Here is a 23,171-nt window from a genome sequence, read left to right on the forward strand (position 1 = left end):
TTTTGTTTAATCAACATCATACCCCTGGTCTTCAATGGTATCGACAATAGCCTCATGCGTAACATCGCTTTTGTCATAAGTCACCTGTACGGTACCTTGATCAAGGTTTACTTTTACATCGGATACGCCTTTCATTTCACCGACGTTTCCTTCAACGGCCGATACGCAATGGCCGCATGACATGCCTTTAACATTCAGTGTTTCTTGTTCCATGCTAATCCCTCCTCTCAATGTCTACCTTCATTATAATACCCCATTAAGGTATATTGCAAAGATTAGAAACGCATGAACAAACGTTCATCTTCATTTAAGCCGCACGCGCCGCACTGAATCCGATAATTCGGTCCACTATAAGGAATGTGAAACGGGTCCAGCTGCTCCTGCTCAAACTCTTGCACCACTTCCCCACTTTGCGGATCCATCTTGACTGCTTTGGGCACTTGTTCCATAATGTGAAATCGAGAGCGATTCGTTTGGCAACGCGGGCAGACATATGTCTTCGACACGGCCCATCCCTCCTGTTTTTTCTATAGGGTTGCCATCACCATCATTTTTATCCCTCTATGATTCATCTCACCAAAACCATTGACAACCCATGAAAACTACGTTATGATTTTTCTTGGTTATCGATGATCACGTTCCGTTAGCTCAGTTGGGAGAGCGCTACCTTGACAGGGTAGAGGTCGCTGGTTCGAGCCCAGCACGGGACACCATAACAGAAATATTATACCCTTAATATATAAGGGTTTTTTTGTGTCTTCGACTAATACAGTTTGAGACATTTTTATTACTACAGGCATTTTGGGGCTTATTCGCACTCTTATACCAACCCCACAACTTAAAACTAATTTGCCGTATTGTCCACTTTTCTATATCAAAAAAATTAAAAAAAGTTCCTCTATTACATCCTTTTTGCCGAAATGGCTTTTATTTGTATTATTTTATCTATAAAAAATAAAGTATCTGCTTTCTCATCTTTGATCTTTTAAAGCGCTCAATCATATTATAAGTTTAACCAGTCATTCCTGATTGAACTCATAATACAAGGGCGTAATTGCGACACATTCCTAAAAGATACCCTTTGGAATCATCTTATCCAAAGGGGTTAACATCACAACTAATTTATATTATTCTTCAAGTGTGCCAACAGTTGGTAAGTCTTCCAATACATCAGTCCCATGTGGAGCTTCTTCAATTTCTTCTGTGTGGTCCTCACCAGCTTCTAATCCACCAGCGGGGGCGTGTTCTCCACCGTCCCATTCTGCAACATCTGTAACGTCGTAAACGACTCCATCAACCGCTACATAAGCATCGTTTCCATCTTGCCCATCATATTCTGCAAGTTCTTCTAATGTAAATTCTTGATCTCCTTCAGCTTCATCTCCTTCATCCGTTGCTTCTTCTCCGCCGCAAGCAGCAAGTAGCATGACTGAGCTACCAAGAATCATTAATAATTTATTCACAGAAAACCCACTCCTTAAAATCAAATATATACTAATGGTTTCTCCATACATAATATAACATTCGAATTTAGTTCTAAATAGCCATGTCATAGATTTGTCAGTTTTAATGTAAATAGGAGTTTATATTTATAAGTGATAGATTTCTCCTATAGTCGCTTTAACCATGGTTGTATCTTCCCGCAAAATTCCAACCTCGCCTTTTGTAGCCCTAAATCCTCTTTAATATCTGAGACCTCTTTTTCAAAGTTGTCAAATCATACATAAGTTGCCCATCTAATTGCAAAAATCGGCGCGGGCTTATTATTTCACCTTCTTGATAGTATTTCGTTTAGTTGATGAATCACTTCGCCTAATCCTACCAGTACGATGAAAGTTTTGTATGAATTGAATCCTGCTATAAACCCTACTACGATAAGTAAAATACCTGCTGTCACTAGCATTGCATAAATGTAGTAAGCTCTTCTGGTGCCAATTTAAGCTGTCAGTAACAACCGCTAACTGAAAAGCAGAATGACTATTTGAAAGTTTAGTGGTTTCATAACCAAGAACATTATTGAAAAAGACCGCTAATTCAGTTTTGTTTCCTTGTTTATCTTCAGCATATAACGCAAACGTGACAATTTGAGCCGTCGACCTTCCGCAATAGAGAGCCATTCAATTCCAATTTGAGTTTTATCAGGGATTTGACTACACACATTTTCAATTTTCGTGTATGACAAGCATTCAAAAATAAACTCAATTTGGTGGACGGGACCGTTCTCCATCAAGCCACTCACGACCAAATATCAATTTACCTACCTTCACATCAATGCTCAATTCCTCTCGACATTCACGAAGGAGATTCATATGGAGGGATTTGCCAGTTTCTTGGCTACCTCCTGGCAGAGCGTAAAATGCCGTATTACCTTCTTGGTATTTCAAGGCAAGTATGTTATCATCTTGGATTAACAACGCTCTACTTGCTGTTCTAATCAACTTAAGCACGCCCCTATCCCCAATTATTACCTCCGTTTTCGTTTTGAACGTGCGGGCAGAATGTTAATCACATCAATAGCTCCATCATTTTCATAAACTGCATAAAAAATCAAATAATTCAACATCCGATGGCGACTTTTCCCGTATGTAAGACAACGCAAACCTTTAAAATCACCCTGCTCAACCTTCTCTCCCGCATAAGGAAAAGAAGATAACAGACGATCAATCTCATCAATCATGTCATCTTCTTTAGAAAACCACCATTCAATCACTTCTTCTCCTTGCTCCGAAAAAAATGCTTGAATTTGATCCAAACACCTGCTAAATTCCTCTGTATAATGAACCGAAAATCTCCGATTATCTTCTTCTTTGGTCATACCGCGACTCCTTTAACTCTTTTGCGGTATAACGCTTCATGTCCGGATGATCAAGATAACGTTGTAATGATTCCTTTAATTCCGGGTACTCTTCAATCTCTTCTTCCAAGTTATTCGGATTTTCTTCTAAGGAAGATGTATCATGTACTTCCAAAGAGAAAAGTTTTCCATCGTCAACAAACATCGCTGAATTTTTATCATCTAAAGCATTCAAAAGTTCTTCTTTCACATTTTTGCTTAATGAGCTCATTATTTATCACCTCAAACGTTCATTTCTTTATTACTCTAATTATAACAGGTTTTTCTTATTCAACATAATGGCCTTATCCTTCAGGAGAACGCATCCCCTATTATTCCAGAATTGCGCTTCTTTTATTGAAAAACCTACTTCTCATAAATCGATAGTTTATGCCTGAATTTATCCAATCAAAAACCGAATGCTGACAATTAAAGCGATAAATCCAACTGCACCAAGACTGTGGGTCTTCTTCCTCTATTTCACTAACCAGATGATCCGTTTCATCCTCTTCATTGATGAAATGGGAGTTATTAAAAATAGCAAAAAGTGTAATAGCAGCGATAACCAGTACCGCTACCATTACACTCACCTTTGATTTCATATTTACCTCTCCATACTGAAAAGCCTAAAAGCTACTCTATTCAAATCTGAAAGCATCACTTTATTACCAATTTGCTCTAGTCTCTTCTGTAGTATCCGAATAACCATCCCGTTGAAAAGCGTGTTTTCCAATAAAATAAGCACCATTAAAATCAATGTCTGTACCACCAGATGTTGCAGTAGCCGATACATAACTAGAATTTTGAACTGTTACATATTCCTTGTGTGACACAGGGTTGGATATTGACAAACAATGAAAATTTAATTTATTGTATAAAACATACGACGTCATATGTCTAAGGGGGATCGGTGAATGAGCAGAAAATTATCTGATGAAATATTGATGAGTTTAAAAAGGAAGATTATTAATAAAGATTTAGCATTTGGGCAAAGAATACCATCTGAATTTGAGCTCATGAATGAATTTCAAGTTAGTCGCACAACCATCCGTGAAGTCATACAGGTGTTGGTTCAAGCAGGCTTTGTTGAAATTCGAAGAGGTAAGGGTACTTTTGTCATTTATGACGAAAACGAGGAAATGCTCAATGATGCGGATATTGAAGAAACGAAAGCAATGTTGGACGAAAAAATCGTAACATTGGCATGCTCAAGAAGGACAGATGAGGATTTAGAAAGATTAAACCAACTACTGAAAAACAGAGAACAAAACTTAAATATGGGAAATTATGCATCATACGTTAATGAAGATATTGCTTTTCATTTAGCGATTGCAAAAGCGAGTCATAATAATACTTTAGAGAATCTTTATCTTCATTTTTCTGGATTGTTAAGAAATCAATTAAATAAAAAGCTATTATCGATTCCAGATTACAGCGCCAATAGTGACATTCACGAAAATATCTACAAAGCCATTAAAAACCAAAACCAAGATCAAGCGAAGTATTGGGTAGCTGAAAATCTTAAAAATTAGTTCATACATCGAGGTGAAAAAATGAAACGAATGTTGGTCTTTATCGTTGCTTTTATCAGTGGTGTTTCATTAACGTTAGAAGGTTCGATTGGCGGTGCTTTAGGTCAAAATATTGGTGAACTCGAAGCCTCCACCTACGTTTTTGCTGTGGCATTTTTAATTTTATCTCCATTTGTTCTTACACTTCGGAGAACTAATTTATCGACAATGTTGAAATTGCCAAAATGGGAATTAACCGGTGGTTTGTTTGGGGCAGCTTTTCTTGTCCTATTGTTTTTCAGTGTAGCACAACTAGGGATTGGCATTGCCATGGCCGCGGTTATTATTGGCCAATTCGTCATAAGCATTATTATTGATCACAACGGATGGCTTGGCGCTTCCAGGATTCGATTCAACACCAATAGATTTATCGCCATTGTTTTATTAACTATTTCTTTATTTTTAATTTTATAGAGGTGAATTGGAATGACGGTTTTAATTCCATTAATCGGCGGTATATTTGTAAGCCTACAAGGGACACTTAATGGCAACCTCGGGAAAAAAGTAGGGACAATTGAAAGCACGTATCTCTCCTTTTTTACCGGTAGTATTCTCTTAACAATGATCATTATCTTTTTGGGTGATGGCAATATCTTCCGAATTACTGAAGTGCCAGCTTGGCAATTGCTTTGTGTCATATTCGGTTTTATTTTTATTTTTGTGATGGCTTTTTCCGTTCCCAAAATTGGCGTTACGGCGACCAACGCGACCATTGTCATTGGCCAATTAGTAACAAGTATGGTTGTTGACCATTTTGGCTGGTTTGGCAGTGATGTCATCCCATTTACGATAGAACGGTTCATCGGTGTTTTATTAATGATAGCTGCCCTTTATTTTATTTATATGGAATCAGCTATGGTAAAGAAAAAAACAAAGCAGATGATGAAAAAGGAAAAGTTACAAAAGCTATCTAATGACTAAGGAATATGGGATTTACTATGGCTATTATTGGTGAGCCCACGGGATTTATTTGCTTCGCAGGGTTACAGGAGGTTAAAAATTAAAATAAATGAAGCTTGGCGTTTTTGACCGATCTTTCGAAAATAGTAATTACATTTATTTCCATGACATTCAAAAGTGTTCTCATACAAAAATCCCGGAGAAAAGAGCATTCTCCGGGTCTCTTCTAATCTTCCACTTCCAGGTCTTCTATGGAATCAATGTCCATGTATTCCGGTACCACTAAACCGATGGCAGCTTTGCCTTCCAAATGCGGGCCTAAATCATCGACTTCGTCTTCTATTTGTTCATAATACGTCCCGTGCGTTCTCGGTAACCATGCACCGGTCATGGCATCCGCATCTCCATTGGCGATAGCTGTATACATATGGCTCGCTTCCACTAAGGTCATTTCTACATCATAACCTATGTCCTCAAGCACAAGAGCCATCACGTTAACCGAGGCAAGAAGATCAATCCAATCTGTATGAACCAATTCTATCGTTTCACCTTCTACATCATCTACGCTTTCCGTCCAGCCCGACACCTGATCTTCATTCTCATCGATCCAATTTTGGGCAGCCTCGATTTCATCTACGCCTTCATTTAAGTCATCCATAATTTCTTCCATATCTTCAACCGTCCACTCAAAATTATCCAGGATTTCATAGGCTTCCGGCGAATCTTCTTGCAGACCTTCCCGAGCGAGTTTGTGAATGTCTTCCGGTTCACCGAATGACAGATCCGGGTCATCCAAAAACTTGAGGTCATGGGAGTTAAATTTCCAGTGCGGCCCCCAGCCGGTAACAACAATCGGTTCCTCATTGTCGATGGCTTCTTCCAGCTCGGCGATCATTGCCGCCTCGGAACTCGATTGTAATTCCCACTCATCAAGATCATAATCCTCAAAAGCCTGTTCTGCACTTTCCATTATTCCGGCACCGGGATCAATGCCGGTAATCGTGTAATCCATTTCTTCGGCAACACTTCCTTCTTCCGTATCTCCATCCGCATCGTCTGAACCACAAGCGGCCGCGACGAGAAACAACGAACATCCGGTTACTATACTTGCTTTTTTCCAATACTGGTTCATATAAGTATCTCTCCTTGATTTTGAATTTAAGAAAGGGACACAGCCCATCAACCGGGCTGGCCTCAGTTTTATTGCTTTTCTTCTCCTTCAACCTCGATCTCTTCATCAGGGAGCGTTTGCTCGAATTCCTCCCGTTTTTCCTCAAGTGCACGTTGGGATTCTTCCTGATAACCGGGGTCAAACTCTTGCTGTTTGTACTCCAAACGTAAAATATCGTATTCTCTGCTTAACGCTTTGACGAGCGATATACCAAGCAGTATCACGACAAACGCGAATGGAAATGCGGCAATGAGCATCGCCATCTCCAAGGCTTCCAAACCGCCAGAAAACAACAAGACAGCGGCTGTACCGGAAAGGATCGCGCCCCAAATGATTTTAATGTTCACAGATGGATTGAGCTTTCCCCCGGTCGTAAGAATACCGAGCACGAATGTCGCTGCATCGGCAGACGTTACAAAGAACGAGGCGATAAGCAACACAGCTATACCGATCACAATGATATCCAGCGGGAGATTTTCCAAGAACGCGAAGAGGGCCACTTCATCGCCTTCCGCTTCAACAAGATCATATAACGCGCCTCCCAGCGCATTATCCATCTCGATGCCGGCAACACCCAAAACCGCGAACCAAATTAAGCTAAACACTAAAGGAACGGAAATAACCCCGATAACAAATTCACGGATTGTTCTTCCTCTGGAAACACGGGCAATAAACGTGCCGACGAACGCCGACCAGCCAATCCACCAAGCCCAGTAGAAGAGCGTCCAATCATTCAGAAACTCCCGTTCGCCGGTAAAGGCATTCATGTTAAACGTCATGCTAGGCAAATTTTGTAAATAATTACCTGTTGTTGTCATAAACGAATCAACCATCTGCACCGGTGCACCAAACACAACGAATACAAACGCCATTAGTCCGACCGCGATAACGATGTTCATCCGGCTTAAAAAGCGAATCCCTCGATTGACACCGGTGATCGCCGAGGTGACAAACACAGCGGTAATGATCAGGATTACGAGAAGTTGTGTGATGATATTGTTTTCCATACCTTCAAAACTAAAACTTAAACCGGCGGTAATCTGGGTCGCGCCCAGACCGAGCGATGTGGCGATGCCAAAGACAGTGCCAAAGACAGCCAATATATCAACACCATGGCCCAAGCCCCCTTTGGCCCGATCGCCCAATAACGGGGTAAGTGCCGAGCTCATCAAGAGCGGCGCCTGATGCCTGAATTTAAAATACGCAAGGGCCAGGCCAACAACGGAATATACGGCCCACGGATGGATGCCCCAATGGAAGACCGAATGTTGCAGCGCTTCTTCCGAAGCCGCTATCGTACCCGGTTCTTCCGATGCAGGAGCGTAATAACTCGTCAACGGTTCGGTAACACCGAAGAAGACGAGGCCGACGCCCATTCCCGCGGTAAAGAGAAAGGCGAACCATGTAAAATAACTATATTCCGGCCTCTCATCCGGCTTTCCGAGTCTGATCCGTCCAAACGGACTAATCACCATAAAGATGGCAAAAAGGACAAACCCCGTCATGACTAACATATAAAACCAACCGAAGTTTGAAGCCAGGAACCCATCAATAAATCCCAGTACAGTTTCAACATTCTCGGGTAAAAAAGTGCCCCATAAGATAAAAACTGTCGCGATGGCTAACGCCACCCAAAACACGATCGTCAATGTACTATTTTTCCTTTTCAACCTAGAACCTCCTTATATATTTCGGGAAAATATGGAAACATGCACAAGTTCTTTCGATAAACAACCCCCCTTTTAAGTGTCATCCCTATTTTTTAATCTCTTTCGGTCCGAGAATCATCGCGACAATGCCAATGAATCCATAGATAACGAATGTAAGGGTAAAGCCGCCAAGATCAATAAGCATGCCCGCGAATACGGATCCTATGACCTGCCCGACAGCCAGAAGCAAGAAAGGCGTGCCAATCCCTAAAGACGCATTGGTAATAAACACCCTTATGCCCCAAACCATTAACACACCGGTAATAAAGATATACGAGATCCCAAACAATGCAGCCGAAAGGTAGGACGCAACCCATTGTTCCGGAAGCAAAGCAAGCAATAAAGAAGCCGTTCCAATAATGAGGCTCCCCCACTTATAAGCCCACGGAAGTCCGAAGTGTTGAATGAGCGATCCGGAAAAGCCCCCTAAAATCCCAAAAACACCGATGATGATCCAAAACAGCGATAGCTGCCAACTGCCATAAGCGCCTGTCGATGCAAGAAAATCGATGGCGAACGTCCAAAACGTTGCCGTGGATATGCCAAGCGTCGTCGCGCAAATGATTAAAGGGACGGCTCCTTCCACGCCTCTTATAGAGAACTGCCCGATTGCAAAAGATACGCGAGGTTTATCTCCAAGCCGAGGGATCACCTTTGCATTCCATATGAGGGCAATAAGCGCAATAAGCGCGTAGATAACATAAGTTAATCGCCACTCTGATGCCAGGGCAAGCGCTCCTGCTCCTGACAGAGCAAGACCGATGCTCGTTCCGGCATTAATCCACGTATTCGCCTTCCCTTGGTTTTTTTCTTTAATCCAAAGGGAAATCGCTGCCCCATATGGCGGCGACACAAGACCTGTACTTCCCCCCGCGAACAGAACCCCTAAAGCTAACACCCACACATTGGGCGACGCCCCCATGATTAATAACCCGATAAAAGCGGAGGTTCCCGCAGCAAGGATCATGAAACGGGGCCCCTTGTTGATCGTTAAGACAACCGTAGAGTAAACAATGGCAAAGCAATAAGCGATATAGAAAAGCGAAGAGATGATCCCGGACACGGATGAGGACATTTCCAGGTCTTGGCTGATATTTGGAAGCAACAATCCGTAGCTGAACCTTGCAAACCCATAGGTAACGGCAATCATTGTGATTCCCGGAAGAACCAATCTTGAAAAATTCATGATATCCTCCCCGCCAATCATTAGTATATAGAACGATCTTTATATTTACGGTGTAAAAAATGTACGCTGGCAGACGAACGATCCTTTTGCCAACGACACAGGTATTGCATCGAATTTTCGGGTTGGTAATCCCTTTCGGCTCAATTTCACCCGTCTTTGAGGGATTACTCGGGGTTTGTTTTCCCTTTCGGCGCTACTTCAACCGCCTTTGAGGGATTACTTCAGGCTGCTAATCCCTCTCAACGCTACTTCAACCGCCTTTGAGGGATTACTTCAGGCTGCTAATCCCTCTCAACGCTACTTCAACCGTCTTTGGGGGATTACTCGGGGTTTGTTTTCCCTCTTGGCGCTACTTTTCCCGTCCTTGAGGGATCAGGACGGGCTTTTGATACCTCTCGCAATCACTTAACCGACCTTAGAAGTTCCCTATCCGATTTTAAGACCCGTTCATTCAATCATTATATAGAACGACCTTTATATTTTCTGTGCGAAAAATTACGATGGCTAATAAACAATTCTTTTTGCCATCGCCATCGCGTATTCGGTCGCTTTTTCCGCCCCAATTAACGTAGTCATCGATGTTGCGCCTTCAAGCAGCAGTGTAAAATAATGGGCTAAATCACTGTAATCATCTTCGCCGATCCGTTTGGCCAACATTTGAAAGTACTGTAACAATCTTGACTTGTGCGAACGGGCAATATTTTCAATATCATTGTTGGCCCCCGCGTAATCTTCAATCGCCCGCAAAAACATATCCCCTTGATAGGACTCTTCTTCCAGCCATTTTCCATGGGCTTCGACGGCGAAAAGAAAAGGCGTTTCGTTTTCCCCTTGCACAAGCGCATCCAAATACGACCAATATCTTTCCTCCCGTTGTTTTAACACTTCTTCTACTAATTGCTCCTTGGAGGAAAAGTGATTATAGAGCGTCATTGTTGCAACATTTGCTTCGCTAATAATTTGTTTGAGACCGACACCGCGAAAACCATGTTCATAAAAAAGTCTTTCTGCCGCATTTAAAAGATCCGCTTTTTTTACCGGTGTATTCATATCTATCTCCTTATATAGAACGACCTTTATATTTAAAATAACATTTTATTTTTTCACGATCAATAGCTTTATTATACGTAACCATTAAACGCTTCTATTCTCAAAATTACTAACATATGTATGCAAATGAATTGATAAGAAAAGCACGGGAGGTCATTCCATGGATGATTACAAAGATGAGTCATCATCCCGATACAAGAAATCAGTAGGAAAAAACCGAAAAGATGAGCAGTTGGAACAATATCGGAAAAGAAACACCGGCAAAGGCAAAAAAATGACGGATGATAACGGGGTAAGGGTCTCCAATGACCGGAGGACATTAAGGGCAGGGAGACGGGGGCCACTCACTTTCAATGACTTTCATTTTTATAAAAAACAATCCCATTTCAGCCGGGAAAGAATTCCGGAAAAAGTTGTTCATGCTAGGGGTTTCGGTGTATATGGGGAATTTGAAACATATGAATCGCTGAACCACCTTACCCGTGCACATTTTCTAGGAGAAGCCGGGCGTAAAACACCTATATTTATTCGATTTTCCAACTTTGTCGGTAATAAGGGTTCTAAAGATACAGCCGTAGACATTCGCGGATTTGCGGTCAAATTTTACACAGAAGAAGGCAATTATGATTCATTGTCTTTGCAATTTCCAGTTTTTATTCTTGCCGATGCGATGAAGTTTATGAATGTGGCCCACGCGGCTAAGCAAAATCCGGTGACGGATATTCCGCAAGCGACGACCGCCCATGACAATTTTTGGGATTACGTCGCCAACAATCAGGAATCTGCGCACATGGTGATGTGGTTAATGTCAATGCGTGGCCGTCCAAGAAGCTGGCGGATGATGGAAGCTTGGCCGATCAATACCTTTCGGTTTGTGAATGAGCATGGGAAATCAACGTTTGTCCGCTTTAAATGGGAACCGAAACTCGGGGTTCATTCGTTGTTATTGGATGAAGCGAATGTGATTGGAGGGGTTGATCCGGACTTTCACCGTCGGGATATGATCGAGGCGATTAATATGGGCGCATACCCTGAGTATGAACTCGGGATCCAATTAATCGCGGAAGAAGATGAATATAAATATGACTTTGATGTTCTAGATGATACGAAACTTTGGCCGGAAGAAGAAATCCCGGTCCAAATCATTGGGAAAATGACGTTGAACCGGCTTGTTGATAATTTCTTTGCCGAAGATGAGCAGTCGGTCTTTGATCCTGCCAATGTTGTCCCGGGCATCGACTTCACGCATGATCCAGTTTTACAAGGGAGGGCGTTTGCGTATAGGGATACAGAATTATATCGGCAACAATCTGCGAATATTGAGGATATACCGGTGAACAAACCGGTCGCTGAAAGGAACTTTAACTTGCGGGATGGCGCTCAGAGGCATCGGATCGATGTTGATCCTGTTCACTATCATGAAAACTCATTAGCGGGGAATACACCGGCCGAGGCGTCTTCCGAAGAAGGGGGATACGTCAATTACCCGACAGAAGTGGAAGGGCATCTGACAAGGGACGTCCCGAGCGACTCGTTTCTTGATTTCTTTTCGCAGGCACGGCTTTTTTGGAATAGCTTATCACCCGTTGAAAAACAAGACCTTATCGAAACGTTTAATTTTCACCTTGGATATGTAGAGAGTAAATCGGTTCGACAACAAAATGTAGACATGTGGGCGAATGTTGATCGGGAGATGGCTTGTGAGATTGCCGACAATATTGGTGTCGAACGTCCGAAAGGCACCCATGTGCCGGTTACAAAAAGCTCACCCGCGCTTAGCCAGGCAAACACTCCGCATTATGCTTATACACAAAAAGTTGCTGTTTTAATCGGCAACGGTTTCGACGGCCGTGAAGTAAGAGATGTGGTTGAATTACTATACGAATATGGCGTTTTTGTCGAGTTCATCAATAATAAGCTCGGGACGGTCACAGGCGACGATGGGACCAAAATCGACATCGATTCCACATTCACGACGAAGTACTCAGTCTTGTTTGATTCCTTCTATGTTGTAGGAGGTCATTCGGATAATGGGGATCAATTCCATCAAAATATCATCGATTTTATAAGTGAAGCGTACGAACAATATAAACCCATCGGCATTGCAACAGATGCAACCGATTATTTTCAACAGGCAGATGTAAGAAACATGCCCGGCGTCGTTTTTGCCACAAACAACCCTAACTTTGGGCCTGAATTTGTTTCCGCCATCGCACAACAACGTTTTTGGAGCAGATAACATTGCTATATAAAGCATGCAGGGAAATAACGATGCTTATTTCCCTGTTTTTTTATATTTTACGTTTAAACAGCATTTCCATTCCAACGTTTGTTATAATATATTGTAATTACAAGTAGCATCATTTATAATAATAGCAAACAAACATTCCTTTAAAGGAGGGTGACATGATGAAGGACGAGTTAGCACAACAGCTCCTAAATGAAATGAAACACTTTAAACAAGATTTAAGCGATTTTAAGACAGAGATGAAATCAGACATGCAAAGTTTGCGTACTGAAATGAGCTCGGACATGCAAGGTTTACGTACTGAGATGCGCTCGGACATGCAAGAATTGAGAACTGAAATGCATTCGAACATGCAAGGTTTGCATACTGAAATGCGCTCGGACATGCAGAGTTTGCGTTCTGAAATGAAATCGGACATGCAAGGTTTACGTACTGAGATGAAGGATGATACACAAAGCTTGCGCGCTGAAATGAACCAACGCTTTGATCAGGTCGATGCGGAACTAGCCGTTTTAAAAGGCGGACAGAAAGGCATTCGCTCGGAAATGACAGATCGGTTTCGTGAAACAAATGATCATCTTGGCCACCTAAGTCGCCAAATCAATTTTCTCGATGCCGATTATCATTTGCTACATCGTAAAGCATCAGACACGGAAAAAGAACTCAACCGTCTCGCACACAATCAACTATAACTGAACGACTTAAATTTTGATGAAATTCTTGGCGGGATCCTATTTCCCCTGACCCAATCGTTTATAAGCCCGCCTTGTCCTGCTCTTAGCCCCTCAAATAACACGATAAACACCTCTATAACCAATCACAAACTTAAATTCCCAAACCAAAAAACTTTTTCTCCTTCTGTATTGACGACCGTAAAAGAAGGAGTATTAGCAACTGATACTTGACAGGGCATGCAGGGAAATAACGATATTTATTTCCCTGTTTTTAATTACGGTACGAGCAATCCATATCCCGCGGGCAAAACAGCAGGAGAAAAGCCGGGTCGCCGTTGGTTCATCTGTATAATCATTTGCGGAGATACCCCGATCGCTTGACTAATGCTGTACAAATTATCGCCGGTGCTGACCGCGAATACATTGATGGGAACTTCAATAAGCTGAAAGGGTTGCAAGGCATCTGCGTTCGTTAATTGCGGGTTGGCATTGATAAGGTTTTGGACAGGTATTGAAAAATCTTGAGCAATCGCATACAGGCTGTCACCCGGCTGAACGACATACAATACACGGCTTTGCGCATTGGTCTCCCCCGGTACCGGCGCAATCAACCATTGCCCCGGATAAATGGCTCCCGCCTCAAAAAACGGAGGGAAAATCCCATTGATTTGTGAGATCCCCGGTACAGTGCTTCCCAATCTGTTCGCGATCGTGTTAAGCGTATCATTTGGCTGGACGGTATAAACGATATAGGTTCCCCCAACAATCGGCATGTTAACGTCCTCCTCGATTTTCATTCTTTTATCACCATAAGCAATGCAGGTTTGTTTGGTGCATGTATACTTCTCTTTGAATAGATTCACTATTTCTAAAATTTTTGTTAAATATGAAAAAAGATGTTTTGCACGTTTTTTATAAGGGAAAATTTATACATACAAAAAAGCAACTATGAAAAAAGTTTTAAAGGAGGATATCTATGAAGAATGTGAAACATTTCATTATGAAACCGAACCACATGGACCAAGGACTTTTTCTGTGGAAGAAGAAAAAACTTGTAGACCCGTGGCAAATGCTAAAACTTGATAGCATCCGCGAGATCGAAAAACGCGTTCATCATTGCCCCCAAAAAGCAGGAAGCGACGTGTATACTTCTGCGATTACTGATTACATGCGGGAGTGCCGTCGTTTTTTACCTGAAAACGATGCAAATCATTTAGAGGTGTTTTTGCTCAAACAATACAGTCTGGAATAAAAACCTCACCGGCGATAGACCGATGAAGGTTTTTTTGAAAAGAAAAAGAATAAAATTAACGATACAACGCTAAGTCCCACCGCAATGCTAACGTCGGTTGCTGGGACGGTTTAACCGAAGATGATGGCAATGATTCTCCAAAAATCGGTGTTTTACGGACTAATAAATGCTTCACTTGCCTTTCACGTAACTCAATGACTTTTGAGATAAATTGGGAGGGGCCATCGTGTTAAAAACAGGAATTGTTAGCGGGAGTGTGCGTCAAGGTCGTAATGGAGAAGGTGTGACCGATTGGATCTACAACTTTGCCATGGATCGTAATGACGAGGTTGAGTATGAAATCGTCGACCTTGTTAATTATGCCCCTGTTGGGAGCAGCTGTTTCGAAAGAAAGTCGTGAAAATGCGGAGGCTAGAATGAAAGCTTGGCCAGAGAAAATGGCCTCTTTTGATGGCTACGTTTTCATTACACCAGAATACAACCACGCGGTCGGAGGTGCACTAAAGAACGTTTTGGATTTTTTAAATCCGGAAACTCAACAACAAAGCTGCCGGCCTTGTCGGTTACGGAGACTTGGGCGGGGTTCGGGTACATGAAAATATGCGCCTCATTCTCGGCGAACTATAAGTGGCTGATGTCAGCACAGTCGTTACCTTTTCAATCATGACTGACTTTGAAAACTTCAGTGATTTAAAACAGCCGATTATCATGCAAATAACGCGAACGAAATGCTTGATCAGGTTCCGTGCCTTAAAAACGATCAGACAGGAAGTAACTGTATAAAACCAAAACATACACGCGTCAAGAACGCATTCAATAGATAAGAAAATCGTCCGTTTTGTAGCGAGGTGTGGGGGGGCGTGCGCTGACCTTGCTCTCGTGTTCGGGATTCTAAAGGGTATAGTCCATATAATTGTGTAAAAAGAAAAAGGGTCAAGTCGACTCCCGTGTTACAATGTTTTCAGCGAAAAAAACAAACAGGAGGAATCGACAATGACCCAGTTCCATCTTACCCTAAACGCGGATCAATTAAAAGAAGAGCTCATGAATTCAGACATGAGTGCCGTCGCGAAATCCTCGATGGTCCTCGTCCTGAATCAAATCATGGAGCAGGAGCGCGATGATTACTTACAAGCAGCAGCCTATGAACGCAATGGCGCGCGTGTGGACTATCGAAACGGCTATTACGAACGTGATTACACGATGTCTTTTGGGAAAGTCACACTGACCGTTCCACGCACGCGCAACGGCGAATTCTCTCCCTCTGTGTTTGAGAAATATGCACGTTCCGAACAAGCCTTTCTCTTAGCGATGTTGGAGATGGTCGTTAACGGCGTATCCACGCGGAAAGTCACGAAGGCTGTGGAAGAGCTTTGCGGCGAGCGTGTGTCCAAATCTTTCGTGTCCTCGCTCACCGAAAAATTAGACCCGGTCGTCAACGAATGGGCCCAGCGCCCTTTGAACGTGAATGCCTACAGGTATGTCTACGCCGATGCCATGTATATTAAAGTCCGTGAGGATCAAAAGGTCGTCTCCAAAGCCGTTTATATCGCGCTCGGGGTCAATGACCAAAACAAACGGGAAATCATTGGTCTTCAAGTGAATCATGCCGAATCCAAAGAGGGATGGTTTCAATTCTTTCAATCGCTTCAAGCCAGGGGTCTGGCATCGCCACAATTGGTGATTTCCGATGCGCACGAAGGCCTGAAACAGGCCATTCAACAAGCGTTTGTTGGAACCTCGTGGCAACGGTGCACGGTTCATTTTAAGCGAAACTTGTTTGAACACATCCCCAAAAAAGGTTCAGAAGGCTTTCGTTCGCTCGTTAAGGAGCTCTTAAACGGGAGTTCTCCTGCAAGAGCCCGCCAGTTACGCACCGAGATCTTTGATCAATACGAGGGCGTCAAAGGTTATGAAAAAGCGTTAGAGAAACTCGATGAAGGATTTGAAGATGCGATTCAATTTATGAATGAACCCATCGCTTATCATGACCAATTGCGCACGACAAACAATCTCGAAGGGATAAATTCCGAGGTTCGCCGCCGCGAGCAAGTCATTCGGATTTTTCCAAATACCCAATCCGCCTTTCGATTAATTGGAGCGTTGCTCAAGGAACATGAAGAAAGCCTTGATCGTGGTAACCGAACGTTTTTAAAAGGAAAACCAACCGATTTGTAAGCAAATGAAAAGGCAAGAAAGCAAGGGTGATTCAGCAAAATTTTCCTTCTAGGGCGCCCGCGGGCGCCCTAGAAGGAAACACCCCAAGTTCAAAACCTATCTCCCACTCGCTGATTCATTGTGATACTTTTACACATAATTAAGGACTTGACTATTCTACTAAAGCGATCATAGAGACCGTAATCGGGCTTTTCTCTTCCATTCGGGCTTCATGAAACGCTCATGGTGACCGTAATCGGGCTTTTCTCTTCCGTTCAGGCTTCATGAAACGCTCATGGTGACCGTAATCGGGCTTTTCTCTTCCGTTCGGGCTTCATGAAGCGCTCATGGTGACCGTAATCGGGCTTTTCTCTTCCGTTCAGGCTTCATGAAACGCTCATAGCGACCGTAATCGGGCTTTTCTCTTCCGTTCAGGCTTCATGAAGCGCTCATGGTGACTGTAATCGGGCTTTTCTCTCCCGTTCGGGCTTCATGACCTTTCCCATTTCCATTTTTGTATTTTAAACATAGTTGCCTCACCACATTCATTATTTTATCTCGTATGTGAACGAGTACTTATGGACAAACTTATTCTATAGGCATTATTTTGAAACGTTACACGGAAGGAGGATCGATAAAATGAATAAAAAATTACTATACATCTTCTTATCATGTATATTTGCATTCAATATTTTAAGTGCTTGCAATGGCGGGGCACCTGGGGATGAGGGGATGGATGACGATACCGGGGGCGAGGAAGACATGGGCGGCGATGACTTGGATGAAGGTGTCGAAGATGAAGGGATAGACGAGTCAGGTTCTCCAGAAGACCAAGAAGAGCCAGATGACATTAATCCAAACGATTATAGCGATAATGAGTTATAATCATTCGCCAATGTTTATATTTATTACGATAATGAAAAAGCCTGTGAATTTTCTTTTCACAGGCTTTAACTTATAGTTTACGTGTGCTTCGTGCGTTCTCTCTCTTTGACTAATAAGCCGCCACCATTCTCTAAATATTCCTCAATGCCTTCAGCAGCCCGATATGCCAAGGCACCTGCAGTAGCAGTCGGGTTTGGAGCACCAAAATGCGGGAAAGCAGAAGCTCCTACGACGAACAAATTATCCATATCCCACATCTGCAAATAATTGTTCACTGCCGATGTGTCCGGAGAGTCCCCCATGATCGCCCCTCCGCTGCTATGTTGAAAAGTAAACCCAGTACTTTCCACCTCAAAGCGATCCATCTCCTCATTAGGTTCGATGATATCTGCTCCCATCTCTTCCAACATTTCTACACATAGATCGATACCAAAGTTAAATAGGCTTCGGTCGTGATCTGAAAAATCATAGGTCATGCGAATTAATGGGTCTCCATCACTGTCTGTATAGGTTGGATCAAGATCTAAATAATGATCTTGGTAAGGCATCGAATTAAACATAAAGTTTACAACTAAAGAACGATTGGCATAATATAACGATTTCTCCTTGAATTCCCGTCCCCAATTCGGGGTTCCATTTGGTACCTCATTATTTGTCATAGGGTTCGCTCCCCCTTGCTGATACCTCACCATGCCACCATGGATAAAATCCTCATCCGTATGGTCAAAATTGTCCCCGACAAAGTCATCATAAACGATGCCTAAAGCACCTGCACCCATATGCAAGTTAAACTTTTGATCTTCAAAAAAACCAATAGCAGCACAACTGGAATCCGGACCATGGTGATCTGTAAAATTTTTGCCAATCACACCTTCACCGGTTTCCGGGTCATACGGATCCCCAATTTCAGACAATAACAACAACCGTACATTATTAAACGTATAACTCGTCAAAACGACGATATCTGCAGGTTGTTCGAACTCTTCTCCAGTTTCCAGATCGGTAAATAACACGCCGGTGGCTTGATCACCTTCGTACAAAATTCGTGTCACATTTGATCCTGTGCGAAGTTCAAAGTTACCCGTCTCTTGAGCCGTTGGGATCACAGTAATAACAGGATCCGATTTTGCCGCAAAGTCGCAGCCATAATTTGCGCAAAAAGAACAATATTGACAAGCATAAATCGTTTGTCCATCCGGATTTTCATAGGTTTCCGAAATATTTGCCGAAGGTAATCTATACGGATGGTAGCCAAGATTATCAGCCGCTTCCCTAAACATACGCATTGGATACGATTCCTTCAATGGCGGTGTCGGATAAGGATTGGATCGCTCCGGACCGAACGATCCTTCTTCACCGGAGATCCCGGCTGTCTGTTCAAAACGATCATAATACGGTTCTAATTCATCGTACGTAATTCCCCAATCTTGGATGGTCATACCCTCGGGGATTTTTTCTTCTCCATACCTGTCTACGGTTTGACTGTAAATTTCAAAGTCATAGGGGAGGTACCGCCAAGTCTGTCCTGCCCAATGCTTGCCCCCACCGCCAGTATGGGTTCCATTTCTCAAATTGCTATTTTCACGAATCGGTAAAGCTTCCATATCTTGATTGTTACGATACGTAACTGTATCATTGGAAAGGCTATGCATCAATCCAATTCTCGAATCATATTTCAATTGATCTTTGCTATGAAGGTAGTCATCAACGGTTACTTCTCCGCCTCGTTCTAAACCTACAACTTGATAGCCGGCTTTGGAAAGTTCAGCTGCAATAATACCGCCGGTCCAACCGACACCAACTGTCACAACATCAACTTTATCCAATTGTGTTGGCATAATGCTGTCCTCCTTAGTTAGTATGATGATCGCTAATACTGATAGGATCCATCACGATAAATTCTTCTTCCTCAATTTCATTCATATATGACATAACAGGTCCCGGATACTCCTTCATGCGCCATCCATCCATATTTCGATTCCCACCATAGAGCGGGTCAGAATATGCTCCTTGTAACGTTCCTTGCAAAAGCATGTTAAAAAATGTTGGAGAGGTAACGCCTCTCATGTCTACTTCACCGTCTTCAAATGCTGATAAAATTTCATTTTGTTGTTCTTCTTCAAGATCAGCAAATGCTTCTCCGAATCCGTCTTGACTTACTTCATTGATTTGACGAACGCCCTGAAGAAAGATTTGTCCTCTTGTTAAAGCAGACTGAAACCCTTGACTATCTTCGCCCTGACTAAAAGGTCCCTGCATGTATTCATGAATGTTATCCCCCCATGAGCCAGCCAACTGCCGATCAATAAAATAAGGGACACCTAAACCAATGGCTCCCGGTCCGTTGTCATCTTCAGGGAATATTCTTTCCGTTGCCGCACTTAGCACATTAAAATCTGCGTCACGGGTAAAGAACATTCTCGCTTCATCAACACGATTCGTATCACCCTCTTCATCCGTGGCACCGCCGGTGTCCGTTTGCGTACCGGTTTGCCACTGATTGCCGAGAATGCCGCCAAGCAGTCCGCCCCCGACGATACCGCCGGTGACGAGCCCGGTATTTTTAATAAACGTCCGGCGACTGATTCCGGAATCGCCGTTGGTGTTGTTGTCGGTGTTATTGTTATCCGCCATCGTTTCACTCCTTTATTGTTCAGGCTTTATAAGTATATTGGTTCGTATTGTGCTTAGTTTTGTTAAAATCATACATCCCAGCCAGTATTTTTTGGAAGAATACATAAGGAGCAGGGAAAGCTTTATAAAAAGGGAGGTCTCAATCGTGGGCAAAAAATTATTGTACGGAGTTTTATCCGGGATGTTGTCATTTGCATTGTTAGTCGCATGCAACGGAGGTGGCGATGTAGATGACAGCGATATGAACGACGATATGCAAAATAATGACGAGCCGCAAGAGGACATGGAAGATATCAATATGGAAAACGATCGGCATGGCGGTGCTGGAGCTACGGAACAATCTCCGGGAGACGTTATTAATTAGAAAACTTAGCTTTTTGCCAAGCTTTTAAGGCGAAAAGCCTTAGGCCAACTTATGTAGGTAAAAATTTTTTACTTTCTTACCTACTAAAAAAAAGTTGAACAAAATCGAGATAATGGAAATTGAAACACAAGCGGGAAGGAGGATGATCTCCTCCTTCCCGCTTCAATGCGTTCTAATTTATTCCACTAGAATGTTTACATATATATTTTTGAAATTTCTCGAAGAATGCGATAGAATAATAGCAAACAAGCATTCCCGTCCGGGAGGTTGCAACGATGAGCGAGAACTTGTTGCGACAAATATTGTCTGAAGTACAAGGCTTTAAACCTGCTTCTCCGTAAAACTGCCATATGAAAAGACATATTAACCGTCTCATACATGTAGGCCAACGACTGAAACAAAACCTCTTTTTTAAGCGGACACACTGCCTCTTTGGATAAACTCCAAACTATTTTCTCCTTAATGAAACCCGGTCCCCTCGCTCGTTCCCTTTATTCTACAACTACGCCCTCTGGTGCTTCTGTGGCCGCAACGATGACAGCCCCTTTATCCAGTTCACTTTCCAGTTGCTTTGCTTCTGTCTCTGAAAAACCCAGCTTCTCCAATTTCGCCCTTAATTCATCTTCTTTTTTGCGAAAGATGTTTTTCACGGAAACCCCGAATCCTGTTTCATCCACCCCCACCTTATTAGCACCTGCCCGGTTTGCAACTCTATCTGTATGCTCGTCATCATGGGTAATCACGTAAATGTTATCCGTATTTACCTGTGTTTTCAGTTTTTTTATGGCGCGAACCGCTTCATCGTCGCTCATATATTCTTTGAATATAGGTTTCTGCATCTTTATCCCTCTCCTTTTAGATTGGTCATGATCTCTTTACCCGTCCCAAAATTTATACAAACACCTTCTTTTGCCTCACGTTTAAATGGAATGATTAGAGGGGATAGTTTAATTAACGTTAGCGAAAAGGAAATATATCATATGTCTTGGACAGAGTTTCTGATTCTTAGCATTTTACTTTTAAATATCTTTCTTGGCCTTGTCATTATTTTTCATGAACGTAAAAGTGCACAAGCCACGTGGGCATGGTTGATGGTTTTACTATTTCTGCCTGTGGCCGGGCTGATCTTTTATTTTATTTTTGGAAGAGAACTGAAAAACAACCCTTGGAATGAAAACTCCCTATTTAAAACGAATGCGCTGCTTCGCTATCAGCGAGAGGCGTTTGCAAAACGCACGCTTATTCGAAACACACCGAGCTTTGAGGGGCTGGAGGGCTTAATTTATATGCACCTTACCCACAACCATGCCCCGCTGACACATGCCCGATCGGTTGATTTGTTAACCGACGGAAAAGAAAAATTTGAAGCGTTATTTGAAGATATCCGCTCAGCGCAAGATTATGTTCACCTGCAGTACTTTGCCATTAATACCGATGAATTGGGCGGAAATTTCATTCGGCTGCTGACGGAAAAAGCGAGACAAGGAGTAGAAGTGATGTTGCTTGTCGATGGGCTTGGTTCTTATAAGCTAACGAATCGCTATTTAAAGAATTACCTCAATGCCGGCGGCAAAGTCAAGAGGTTCTTTCCCCCGAGATCCATGTTCTCGTATGGCAGTCTCAATCACCGCAACCACCGCAAGATCGGGATTATTGATGATGGCATCGCTTACATGGGCGGCTTTAATATCGGAGATAAATACACGACTGAAAACGATAATCTCGGGTATTGGCGTGATTCTCATCTGCGTATCACTGGAAGTGCCGTTCATCACCTCCATGACCAGTTTATTTCCGATTGGAATAAAGGGAGAAAAGTTGGATCTCACGAATTTCACAGTTATCAAGTGCCGGTTTTTTCCTCTTTAAATAGTGGCGTCCCTATGCAAATTGTGGCGAGCGGGCCGGGGCTCGAACACAATCAAGTGAAAAATGGATTTGTCCGGATGATTCAAAAGGCCAAGCACTATATCTATATCCAAACCCCTTATTTTATCCCTGATTTTGGTCTGTTCGATAACTTACGGGTCGCCATCCTAAGCGGCATCGATGTGAAAATAATGATTCCGAATAAACCCGATCACCCTTTTATCTATTGGGCGACGTACTTTTATATCGGTGAGCTCATTAAACTCGGTGCCACTGTATATATTTATGATCATGGGTTTATACACGCGAAAACGATGGTCGTAGATGATCAAGTAAGCACACTCGGAACAACAAATATGGATGAGAGAAGTGTCCGTCTAAATTTCGAGGTCAACACATTTATGTACGATGAAGCAATGGCCTTGCGTATGAAAGAAACATTCCAACATGACCTTGCCCATTGCCGCAAACTCCCCCTTGAAGAGTACGAACAGCGTTCTACATGGATTCGTATAAAAGAGAACTTCTCGAAGTTGTTGTCTCCATTGTTATAGTTTACGGGGGACGGTTTTCCCTTATGGTGCTGTCGATTCCTTTGTGAAATATTTGAAAGGAATATGATCCTATGGTTTCTTTCTGTATTTTTGACGGAGGTGATGGAGATTGAC

Annotated in this window: 25 protein-coding genes, 1 tRNA gene and 1 pseudogene; 12 read left to right on the forward strand and 15 right to left on the reverse strand. The window is 42.7% G+C overall.

The window, feature by feature from the left end:
* Nucleotides 1-6: 6 nt before the first annotated feature.
* A complete protein-coding gene (gene copZ / locus HUG15_RS15400; RefSeq protein WP_200123934.1) occupies nucleotides 7-213 on the reverse strand; it encodes a copper chaperone CopZ in 207 nt (68 codons plus the stop codon).
* A gap of 62 nt (nucleotides 214-275) precedes the next feature.
* Nucleotides 276-506: a DNA alkylation repair protein gene (locus HUG15_RS15405; RefSeq protein WP_200123935.1), complete on the reverse strand. Its 231-nt coding sequence runs from the start codon at nucleotides 504-506 to the stop codon at nucleotides 276-278.
* Between the two features lie 131 nt (nucleotides 507-637).
* On the opposite strand from HUG15_RS15405, the gene HUG15_RS15410 reads away from it, so the two are divergent.
* A tRNA-Val gene (locus tag HUG15_RS15410) sits at nucleotides 638-713 on the forward strand.
* 414 nt (nucleotides 714-1,127) lie between these two features.
* Here the strand turns inward: HUG15_RS15410 and HUG15_RS15415 are convergent.
* The 5 genes from HUG15_RS15415 to HUG15_RS15435 form a co-directional block, all read right to left on the reverse strand.
* Nucleotides 1,128-1,463, reverse strand: a complete 336-nt coding sequence (locus HUG15_RS15415; protein ID WP_246516364.1) for a cytochrome b5 domain-containing protein — start codon at nucleotides 1,461-1,463, stop codon at nucleotides 1,128-1,130.
* A gap of 735 nt (nucleotides 1,464-2,198) precedes the next feature.
* Nucleotides 2,199-2,438: an NUDIX domain-containing protein gene (locus HUG15_RS15420; RefSeq protein ID WP_200123937.1), complete on the reverse strand. Its 240-nt coding sequence runs from the start codon at nucleotides 2,436-2,438 to the stop codon at nucleotides 2,199-2,201.
* Between the two features lie 26 nt (nucleotides 2,439-2,464).
* A complete protein-coding gene (locus HUG15_RS15425) occupies nucleotides 2,465-2,815 on the reverse strand; it encodes a type II toxin-antitoxin system RelE/ParE family toxin (protein ID WP_200123938.1) in 351 nt (116 codons plus the stop codon).
* Nucleotides 2,796-3,065 (reverse strand): hypothetical protein, encoded by a 270-nt coding sequence (locus HUG15_RS15430; RefSeq protein ID WP_200123939.1) that lies wholly within the window; start codon nucleotides 3,063-3,065, stop codon nucleotides 2,796-2,798. The genes HUG15_RS15425 and HUG15_RS15430 overlap by 20 nt, the downstream gene beginning before the upstream one ends.
* 100 nt (nucleotides 3,066-3,165) lie before the next feature.
* The gene (locus HUG15_RS15435) at nucleotides 3,166-3,435 is read right to left on the reverse strand and encodes a hypothetical protein (RefSeq protein ID WP_200123940.1); all 270 of its coding nucleotides are present in this window, start codon (nucleotides 3,433-3,435) and stop codon (nucleotides 3,166-3,168) included.
* Nucleotides 3,436-3,747: 312 nt separating this feature from the next.
* Between HUG15_RS15435 and HUG15_RS15440 the strand changes: the two genes are divergently transcribed.
* The 3 genes from HUG15_RS15440 to HUG15_RS15450 are packed head-to-tail and all read left to right on the forward strand — an operon-like array spanning nucleotide 3,748 to nucleotide 5,325.
* Nucleotides 3,748-4,365 (forward strand): FadR/GntR family transcriptional regulator, encoded by a 618-nt coding sequence (locus HUG15_RS15440; RefSeq protein WP_200123941.1) that lies wholly within the window; start codon nucleotides 3,748-3,750, stop codon nucleotides 4,363-4,365.
* A 21-nt stretch (nucleotides 4,366-4,386) separates the two neighbouring features.
* Nucleotides 4,387-4,818, forward strand: coding sequence for a DMT family transporter (locus tag HUG15_RS15445; protein WP_200123942.1), 432 nt, complete (start codon nucleotides 4,387-4,389; stop codon nucleotides 4,816-4,818).
* A gap of 12 nt (nucleotides 4,819-4,830) precedes the next feature.
* Nucleotides 4,831-5,325 carry a DMT family transporter gene (locus HUG15_RS15450; RefSeq protein WP_200123943.1) on the forward strand — a complete coding sequence of 165 codons (495 nt, stop codon included), beginning with the start codon at nucleotides 4,831-4,833 and terminating at the stop codon, nucleotides 5,323-5,325.
* A 205-nt stretch (nucleotides 5,326-5,530) separates the two neighbouring features.
* Here the strand turns inward: HUG15_RS15450 and HUG15_RS15455 are convergent, their stop codons facing one another.
* The 4 genes from HUG15_RS15455 to HUG15_RS15470 form a co-directional block, all read right to left on the reverse strand.
* On the reverse strand, nucleotides 5,531-6,436 hold the full coding sequence (locus tag HUG15_RS15455; RefSeq protein ID WP_200123944.1) for a glycine betaine ABC transporter substrate-binding protein: 906 nt from the start codon (nucleotides 6,434-6,436) through the stop codon (nucleotides 5,531-5,533).
* A gap of 68 nt (nucleotides 6,437-6,504) precedes the next feature.
* Complete coding sequence (locus HUG15_RS15460; protein WP_200123945.1) at nucleotides 6,505-8,145, reverse strand: BCCT family transporter; 1,641 nt, start codon at nucleotides 8,143-8,145, stop codon at nucleotides 6,505-6,507.
* Nucleotides 8,146-8,230: 85 nt separating this feature from the next.
* On the reverse strand, nucleotides 8,231-9,370 hold the full coding sequence (locus HUG15_RS15465; RefSeq protein ID WP_200123946.1) for an MFS transporter: 1,140 nt from the start codon (nucleotides 9,368-9,370) through the stop codon (nucleotides 8,231-8,233).
* Nucleotides 9,371-9,874: 504 nt separating this feature from the next.
* Nucleotides 9,875-10,420, reverse strand: a complete 546-nt coding sequence (locus HUG15_RS15470) for a TetR/AcrR family transcriptional regulator (protein WP_200123947.1) — start codon at nucleotides 10,418-10,420, stop codon at nucleotides 9,875-9,877.
* A gap of 160 nt (nucleotides 10,421-10,580) precedes the next feature.
* Between HUG15_RS15470 and HUG15_RS15475 the strand changes: the two genes are divergently transcribed.
* Nucleotides 10,581-12,659, forward strand: coding sequence for a catalase (locus HUG15_RS15475; protein WP_200123948.1), 2,079 nt, complete (start codon nucleotides 10,581-10,583; stop codon nucleotides 12,657-12,659).
* Nucleotides 12,660-12,829: 170 nt separating this feature from the next.
* Complete coding sequence (locus tag HUG15_RS15480) at nucleotides 12,830-13,360, forward strand: DUF1640 domain-containing protein (RefSeq protein WP_200123949.1); 531 nt, start codon at nucleotides 12,830-12,832, stop codon at nucleotides 13,358-13,360.
* A gap of 257 nt (nucleotides 13,361-13,617) precedes the next feature.
* Here HUG15_RS15480 and HUG15_RS15485 read toward each other — a convergent pair whose 3' ends face one another.
* Nucleotides 13,618-14,115: a LysM peptidoglycan-binding domain-containing protein gene (locus HUG15_RS15485; RefSeq protein ID WP_200123950.1), complete on the reverse strand. Its 498-nt coding sequence runs from the start codon at nucleotides 14,113-14,115 to the stop codon at nucleotides 13,618-13,620.
* A 203-nt stretch (nucleotides 14,116-14,318) separates the two neighbouring features.
* On the opposite strand from HUG15_RS15485, the gene HUG15_RS15490 reads away from it, so the two are divergent.
* The 4 genes and pseudogenes from HUG15_RS15490 to HUG15_RS15505 all read left to right on the forward strand — a co-directional run bounded on the left by HUG15_RS15490 (nucleotide 14,319) and on the right by HUG15_RS15505 (nucleotide 17,636).
* Nucleotides 14,319-14,594, forward strand: a complete 276-nt coding sequence (locus HUG15_RS15490; RefSeq protein ID WP_200123951.1) for a hypothetical protein — start codon at nucleotides 14,319-14,321, stop codon at nucleotides 14,592-14,594.
* Between the two features lie 226 nt (nucleotides 14,595-14,820).
* Nucleotides 14,821-15,418 (forward strand): annotated as a pseudogene (locus HUG15_RS15495) (NADPH-dependent FMN reductase).
* Nucleotides 15,419-15,587: 169 nt separating this feature from the next.
* On the forward strand, nucleotides 15,588-16,772 hold the full coding sequence (locus HUG15_RS15500) for an IS256 family transposase (RefSeq protein ID WP_200123767.1): 1,185 nt from the start codon (nucleotides 15,588-15,590) through the stop codon (nucleotides 16,770-16,772).
* A 618-nt stretch (nucleotides 16,773-17,390) separates the two neighbouring features.
* Nucleotides 17,391-17,636, forward strand: coding sequence for a hypothetical protein (locus HUG15_RS15505; protein ID WP_200123952.1), 246 nt, complete (start codon nucleotides 17,391-17,393; stop codon nucleotides 17,634-17,636).
* 77 nt (nucleotides 17,637-17,713) lie between these two features.
* Here the strand turns inward: HUG15_RS15505 and HUG15_RS15510 are convergent, their stop codons facing one another.
* On the reverse strand, nucleotides 17,714-19,474 hold the full coding sequence (locus HUG15_RS15510) for a GMC family oxidoreductase (protein ID WP_200123953.1): 1,761 nt from the start codon (nucleotides 19,472-19,474) through the stop codon (nucleotides 17,714-17,716).
* A gap of 13 nt (nucleotides 19,475-19,487) precedes the next feature.
* Nucleotides 19,488-20,270, reverse strand: a complete 783-nt coding sequence (locus tag HUG15_RS15515; protein WP_200123954.1) for a gluconate 2-dehydrogenase subunit 3 family protein — start codon at nucleotides 20,268-20,270, stop codon at nucleotides 19,488-19,490.
* Between the two features lie 145 nt (nucleotides 20,271-20,415).
* On the opposite strand from HUG15_RS15515, the gene HUG15_RS15520 reads away from it, so the two are divergent.
* A complete protein-coding gene (locus tag HUG15_RS15520; protein ID WP_200123955.1) occupies nucleotides 20,416-20,634 on the forward strand; it encodes a hypothetical protein in 219 nt (72 codons plus the stop codon).
* A gap of 491 nt (nucleotides 20,635-21,125) precedes the next feature.
* Here HUG15_RS15520 and HUG15_RS15525 read toward each other — a convergent pair whose 3' ends face one another.
* A complete protein-coding gene (locus tag HUG15_RS15525; protein ID WP_200123956.1) occupies nucleotides 21,126-21,473 on the reverse strand; it encodes a YflT domain-containing protein in 348 nt (115 codons plus the stop codon).
* 141 nt (nucleotides 21,474-21,614) lie between these two features.
* On the opposite strand from HUG15_RS15525, the gene cls reads away from it, so the two are divergent.
* Nucleotides 21,615-23,057 (forward strand): cardiolipin synthase, encoded by a 1,443-nt coding sequence (gene cls, locus HUG15_RS15530; protein ID WP_200123957.1) that lies wholly within the window; start codon nucleotides 21,615-21,617, stop codon nucleotides 23,055-23,057.
* Nucleotides 23,058-23,171: the final 114 nt, after the last annotated feature.

This window comes from Salicibibacter cibarius, assembly GCF_016495725.1.
GTDB classification, from domain to species: Bacteria; Bacillota; Bacilli; order Bacillales; family Marinococcaceae; genus Salicibibacter; species Salicibibacter cibarius.